The following is a 5,740-nucleotide window of genomic DNA, read 5'->3' on the forward strand; positions in this document are numbered from 1 at the left end:
GCGCAAACACCTCCGCCGCCGGTGAGGCGGTGGGTGTCTGGGGCATGGTGGCGGCTTGTGTCATCCCTTGATGAGAACACAAAGGGAACAATGAGTCGAGGGATAATACTGCTCAACCACCCGTCCCCGTCATCGCGAGCGTAGCGACGCGATCCAGTTCCGGCCGCGCAGACCGCGCAGGCGGCGGCAATTCTGGATCGCCACGCCCTGCGGGCTCGCGATGACGGCGAAGGGTGGGCGGGGCCGCGCCGTCGGAACAGCCCCTGCGGTCAGTCTTGCGTGTAGTCCTGGCCGGTCCACTGCACCGACAGCTTGGCCAGGGACCCGTCCGCCTTCAGCGCCGTCAGGGCGGCGTCGATCTTGGCCTTCAGCGCCTCACCCTTCGCATCCTTGCGGAACACGAAATAGGACGGGACCTTGGCCAGCAGGTCGCCGGTGGCCTCGATCGGCAGGCCCAGCTTCTCGGCATGGTCGCGGGCCACGATCGGGTCGTTGACATGCGCGTCGATCCGGCCGTCGGCGAGGTCCAGCAGCACCGGGGTGACGTTGCCGTCGTAGTAGCGGATCTCGAACGCGCCGGGATGCGCGGCGAGATAGTCCTCGACCAGCTTGGTGTGCTCGCTGCCCGTGCCGGCGCCGACCACCTTGCCCTTCAGATCGTCCAGGCTGTGGATGCCGGTGACGCCCTTCTTGACGATGATGGCGGAGCCGCTGTGGAAATAGGCGACGTCGGAGAACAGGTACTTGGTCTCGCGCTCCGGCGTCTTCGAGATCTCGTTGGCGACGATGTCGTATTTGCCGGCCTCCAGGCCCAGGAACATGCTGTCCCAGGGCTGCGGCACGAATTCGAACTTCAGGTCCGGCACCTTGGCCTCGACCAGGCGCAGCACCTCGACGTCGTAGCCGGTCAGCTTGCCGCTGTCGTCCTGGTAGGTGAACGGGGCATAGGTGCCTTCCGTCCCCACCCGCACCGTCTCCTGCGCGGCGGCCGGGCCGGCCGCCAGGGCCAGCGCCACCAGCCCCGCCATCACGGCGCCGCCCTTCACCAGAAACCGTCGCATCGTTCTCTCCATCACCGTCTCAATTGATATCCGTACGAACCCTCAGAGCCCGTTCGAGAATGCGCTGATGTGAGTCGGCTGGCGGTGGTTTCGAGAACCGGCGCGCAGCGGACGTTTGGGTCCGTGAGCACCGGAAGCGCAGAAACCGCCGTCAGACGGCCGCATCAGTAGCATTGTCGAATGGGCTCAGATGTCGAAGCTGAAGGACCTCAGATAGTTCTTCAGGAAGTCCCGCGTCCGCTGCTGCTGCGGCGCGCCGAACAGCGATTTCGGGTCGCCCTGCTCGATCACCTTGCCGCCGTCGATGAACAGCACCTCGCTCGAGATCTCGCGGGCGAAACCCATCTCATGCGTGACGATGATCATTGGAATCCCCTGCCCCGCCGCCTTGCGGATCGCCTCCAGCACCTCGCCGGTGTGCTCCGGGTCCAGCGCGCTGGTCGGCTCGTCGAACAGGATCAACTCCGGCTGCATCGCCAGGGTGCGGGCGATCGCCACCCGCTGCTGCTGGCCGCCGGACAGCGAGGACGGGTATTGCGGCGCCTGGTCGGACAGGCCCATCAGCGCGAGATAGCCCTCGGCGATGTCCTTCGCCTCGGCCCGCGGCAGCCGCTTCACCACCAGCAGGCCTTCGAGGATGTTCTCGATCGCCGTCTTGTGCCGGAACAGGTTGTAGTTCTGGAACACCATGCCGATGCGGATGCGCAGCGACTGCAGCCGCCGGCGGTCGAGCCGCGGCAGGTCGTAGCGGTCGCCGCCCATGTCGATGCTGCCGGCATCCGGCGTCTCCAGCCGGTTCAGGCAGCGCAGGAAGGTCGACTTGCCGGAGCCGGAGGGGCCGAGGATGCTGACGATGCCGCCCTGGCCGACATCGAGGTCGATGCCGTCGACCACCACCTTGCCCTTGAAGGATTTGCGGACGTCCCGGATCGCGATCATGCGGTGATGTCCCGGCGGCCGCGCGTCAGATGCGCCTCCCAGCGCCGCATGCCGATCTCGACCAGGATGCAGACCACCCAGTAGATCACCGCCACCGCCAGGTAGAGCTCGAAGAAGCGCAGCGACCGGCCGCCGGCGATCTTGGCCGCCGCCATGATGTCGACCACCGCGATCAGGAAGGCCAGCGAGGTGTCCTTGATCAGGCTGATGAAGCTGTTGCCGAGATTGGGCAGCGCCACCGCCAGGGCCTGGGGCAGGATGATGCGGCGCATCGCCTGGAACGGCGTCATGCCGATGGAATAGGCGGCCTCGGCCTGGCCGCGGTCGATCGACAGCAGCGCCGACCGGATCGCCTCGGACAGGTACGCGCCGACATTGACCGCGCAGCTGAAGATGACGAAGACCAGCGTCGGCACCCGGTTGGCGTCGATGTCGGTGCCGATCTGGGCGTTGACGTATTGCAGCAGCTTCGGGATGCCGTAATAGGCGAGGTATATCTGCACCAGCAGCGGCGTGCCGCGGATGAAGGAGATGTACAGCGTCGCAAGCTGCCGTAGCACCGGAATGCGGTAGATCCGGATCAGCGCGGCGCCGGTGCCGATCACCAGGCCGAAGGCCATGGCGCTGAAGGCGATCAGCAGCGTCACCGGCAGATAGGGCAGGATCAGCGGGAACGCCGACAGGAAATAGTCGAAGTCGAAGATCGAGTTCACGCGAGCCTCCGGCAGAGAGCGGCGTCCCCGCACGCGCCCTTGGGCAGGCGGATGCCATGACATGGTGTCGTCTGCACGGGATCCGTCAATCCTGTCCGTGGGCCAGGCCCGGGAATCGGCCCCGGGGTGGAGAGCGCGGAAAGTGGCGATGCACTCTCGGATATGCAACTACTATCCGTGCATATTTAATTTTCACGAGAATTTGCAGTAGAAAAATAACAAGGTTCATTTTCCTCGTCATCCCCGCGAAAGCGGGGATCTCATCGCATTCTTGCTCTGCAAGAGATTCCCGCTTTCGCGGGAATGACGGCCGGAGGGTGCTAGCGGCTCGACCGCACCCCGAGGCAGAAGCCGATGCACAGAGCGGCGATCGCGGTCGACCAGGGGCTGCGGTGCACCGCCTCGTCGATCGCATCGACCCGCGATTGGGCGATCGACGCCACGGTCTCGCCCAGCCGGGCGACATCCTCGCGCAGGACACGGAGATCGGCTTCGAGGTCGCGGCGGACCGCTTCGGCCTCCACCTCCGCCACAGCGGCATCGGCCTCAAGTTCTATGTCTTTGGCAGCGTCGATCGCGGCGCCCGCCTGTGTCGCCGCGGATTTCGCGGCCTTTGCCGCTTCGGCACCGACGCTCTGCGCCGCGTCCCGGATCGTCTCGTTCTCGGCCATGACATGCTCCCTTTGCTGCCTGTCCAATGGCGGCAGGCGGGCGGCGGTTCCCTGAAGGGCGGGACCGAAGCGAGCCCAGGGGCGGTCGCCAGGGCGTTCGCCACGGCGTTCGATTGCATCAATTTAATGCGTCTCGCCCGCAAAGCGCCTCGACAACCGCACGGGACAAGAGCAGAAGAAATGCAACAGATTCGCATTCCCGCTCGCAGTGGGATGCGACGATGGTGAGGGCCGTCGGACATCGATTCTCGACCGCGCCGCCTGGTCCGGTCCGGTGGGAGTCCGTTCGGCGCCGTGTAGGGTGAAGGCGGATGCTGGTACCGTTCCTGATCATGATGCGGGAGGGCATAGAGGCCGCCCTCATCGTCGGCATCATCGCCGGTTATCTCCGCCAGACCGGCCGGTCGCAATGGATGCCGCTGGTCTGGATCGGCATCGCCACCGCCGTCTTGCTGTCGCTCGCCGTCGGCATCGTGCTGGACCTGGTCAGCGCCGAATTCCCGCAGCGCGAGCAGGAGCTGTTCGAGGCGCTGGTCGGGCTGGTGGCGGTCTGCATCCTGACATCGATGGTGTTCTGGATGCGCAAGGCCGCCCGGTCGATCAAGGCGCAGCTGCAGCATTCGATCGACGCCGCGCTGGACGGGCATGACGGCACCGGCTTCGCCCTGATCGCCATGGTATTCTTCGCCGTCGCCCGGGAAGGGCTGGAATCGGTGTTCTTCCTGCTCGCCACCTTCCAGCAGGATGTCGGGCTGGCCGCGCCGATCGGCGCCCTGGCCGGGCTGGCCGTGGCCGTCGCCGTCGGCCTCGCGATCTACTGGGGCGGCGTGAAGCTGAACCTGAAGCGGTTCTTCCGCTGGACCGGGCTGTTCATCCTGGTGGTCGCCGCCGGGCTGCTGGCCGGGTCGCTGCGGGCGCTGCATGAGGCCGGGCTGTGGAACGGGCTGCAGCAGGTCGCCTTCGATTTGAGCCATGTGCTGCCGATCGACGGACCGCTGGGGTCGGTGCTGGCCGGCATCTTCGGCTACCAGGACACGCCGGCTGTCGGCGAGGTCGGCGCCTACCTGCTGTTCCTGCTGGTCACCATCCCCCTGTTCCTCAGCGGCCACCGCGCCCCGAGCCAGGCCCCGACGAAGCAGGTTTCGCCGAACGCCTGACACCCCAATTCCTTCTTCCGGAGCACGAATGTCGCTGCAACGCACCACTCGGATCGGGATCGGCTTCGTCGCCGTGCTGGCCGTTGCCGTCGCCGGGCTGGGCGTCTATGCCTTCCTGCACCGCGCCGGCCCGAAGCCGGCCGCCGCTGGCGGCGTGCCCGTCACCATCACTGCCAAGACCTGCGAGCCGAACGCGCTGACCGTCGAGGCCGGGCGCGTCACCTTCCAGGTGCTGAACCAAAGCGACCGCGCCCTGGAGTGGGAGATCCTGCAGGGCGTGATGGTGGTGGAGGAGCGCGAGAACATCGCCCCCGGCTTCACCCAGTCGCTGACCGCGCGGCTGGAGCCCGGCAGCTACGAGATCACCTGCGGCCTGCTGAGCAACCCGCGCGGCACCCTGACCGTGACCGAGGCGAAGAACGCCCCGGCGGCGACCACCAAGCAGCCCTCGCTGATCGACCTGATCGGGCCGCTGGCGGAGTACAAGGTCTACGTCACCGGCGAGGTCGAGGCCCTGGCCGCGGCGACGCCGCCGCTGGTCGCCGCGATCAAGGCCGGCGACCTGGCGCAGGCCCGCACCCTGCTGGACCCGGCCTGGGTGCATTACCAGCGGATCAAGCCGATCGCCGACCTGTTCAGCGACCTCGACACCGCGCTGGACGCCCGCGCCGACTATTTCGAGAAGAAGGAACAGGACCCGGCCTTCTCAGGCTTCCGCCGGTTGCAATCCGGGCTGGCCGGCCAGGGCGACGGGCTGGGGCCGGTGGCGGACAAGCTGGCCACCGACGTCGCGGCGCTGCAGGCGCGGCTGGACGGCCTGTCGATCCCGCCGGACAAGATGGCCGGCGGCGCCGCCGCTGTCCTGGCGCGGCTGGCGGCCGACAGGCAAGCCGACCTCGCCGGCGCCCGGGCGGATCTCGACGGCGCGGCCAAGATCGTCGCCCTGTTCCGCCCCTTGAGCCAGAAGGCCGACAAGGCGCTGAGCGACAAGATCGATGCCGAATTCACCGCGGCCGGCCAGGCACTGGCCGCCAACGACCGGGCCGCGGCGCAGGGCCCGATCGCATCGCTGGCCGAGGATCTGCCGAAGCTGCGCAGCACCCTGGGACTGGATTGACCGGGCCGACACCATGAGCATCACCGAAGACCAGGGCACCGCCCCGACCCCCGACACCGACATGACCGGCGACCTGCCCGCC

General features: G+C 67.4%; 6 protein-coding genes. 2 read left to right on the forward strand and 4 right to left on the reverse strand.

What is annotated here, in order from left to right:
- Positions 1-269: 269 nt before the first annotated feature.
- The 4 genes from AC3XYG_RS26190 to AC3XYG_RS26205 all read right to left on the reverse strand — a co-directional run bounded on the left by AC3XYG_RS26190 (position 270) and on the right by AC3XYG_RS26205 (position 3,384).
- A complete protein-coding gene (locus AC3XYG_RS26190; RefSeq protein ID WP_489142811.1) occupies positions 270-1,061 on the reverse strand; it encodes a transporter substrate-binding domain-containing protein in 792 nt (263 codons plus the stop codon).
- 186 nt (positions 1,062-1,247) lie between these two features.
- Positions 1,248-2,000 (reverse strand): amino acid ABC transporter ATP-binding protein, encoded by a 753-nt coding sequence (locus AC3XYG_RS26195; RefSeq protein ID WP_489142812.1) that lies wholly within the window; start codon positions 1,998-2,000, stop codon positions 1,248-1,250.
- Positions 1,997-2,713: an amino acid ABC transporter permease gene (locus tag AC3XYG_RS26200; protein WP_489142813.1), complete on the reverse strand. Its 717-nt coding sequence runs from the start codon at positions 2,711-2,713 to the stop codon at positions 1,997-1,999. Before AC3XYG_RS26200 ends, AC3XYG_RS26195 begins: the two co-directional genes overlap by 4 nt.
- Positions 2,714-3,033: 320 nt before the next feature.
- The gene (locus AC3XYG_RS26205; RefSeq protein WP_489142814.1) at positions 3,034-3,384 is read right to left on the reverse strand and encodes a hypothetical protein; all 351 of its coding nucleotides are present in this window, start codon (positions 3,382-3,384) and stop codon (positions 3,034-3,036) included.
- Between the two features lie 311 nt (positions 3,385-3,695).
- On the opposite strand from AC3XYG_RS26205, the gene efeU reads away from it, so the two are divergent.
- Together efeU and efeO are read left to right on the forward strand one after the other, a co-directional pair.
- A complete protein-coding gene (gene efeU / locus AC3XYG_RS26210; RefSeq protein ID WP_489142815.1) occupies positions 3,696-4,541 on the forward strand; it encodes an iron uptake transporter permease EfeU in 846 nt (281 codons plus the stop codon).
- 28 nt (positions 4,542-4,569) lie between these two features.
- Positions 4,570-5,658 carry an iron uptake system protein EfeO gene (efeO, locus tag AC3XYG_RS26215; RefSeq protein WP_489142816.1) on the forward strand — a complete coding sequence of 363 codons (1,089 nt, stop codon included), beginning with the start codon at positions 4,570-4,572 and terminating at the stop codon, positions 5,656-5,658.
- Positions 5,659-5,740: the final 82 nt, after the last annotated feature.

Source organism: Inquilinus sp. (genome assembly GCF_057815775.1).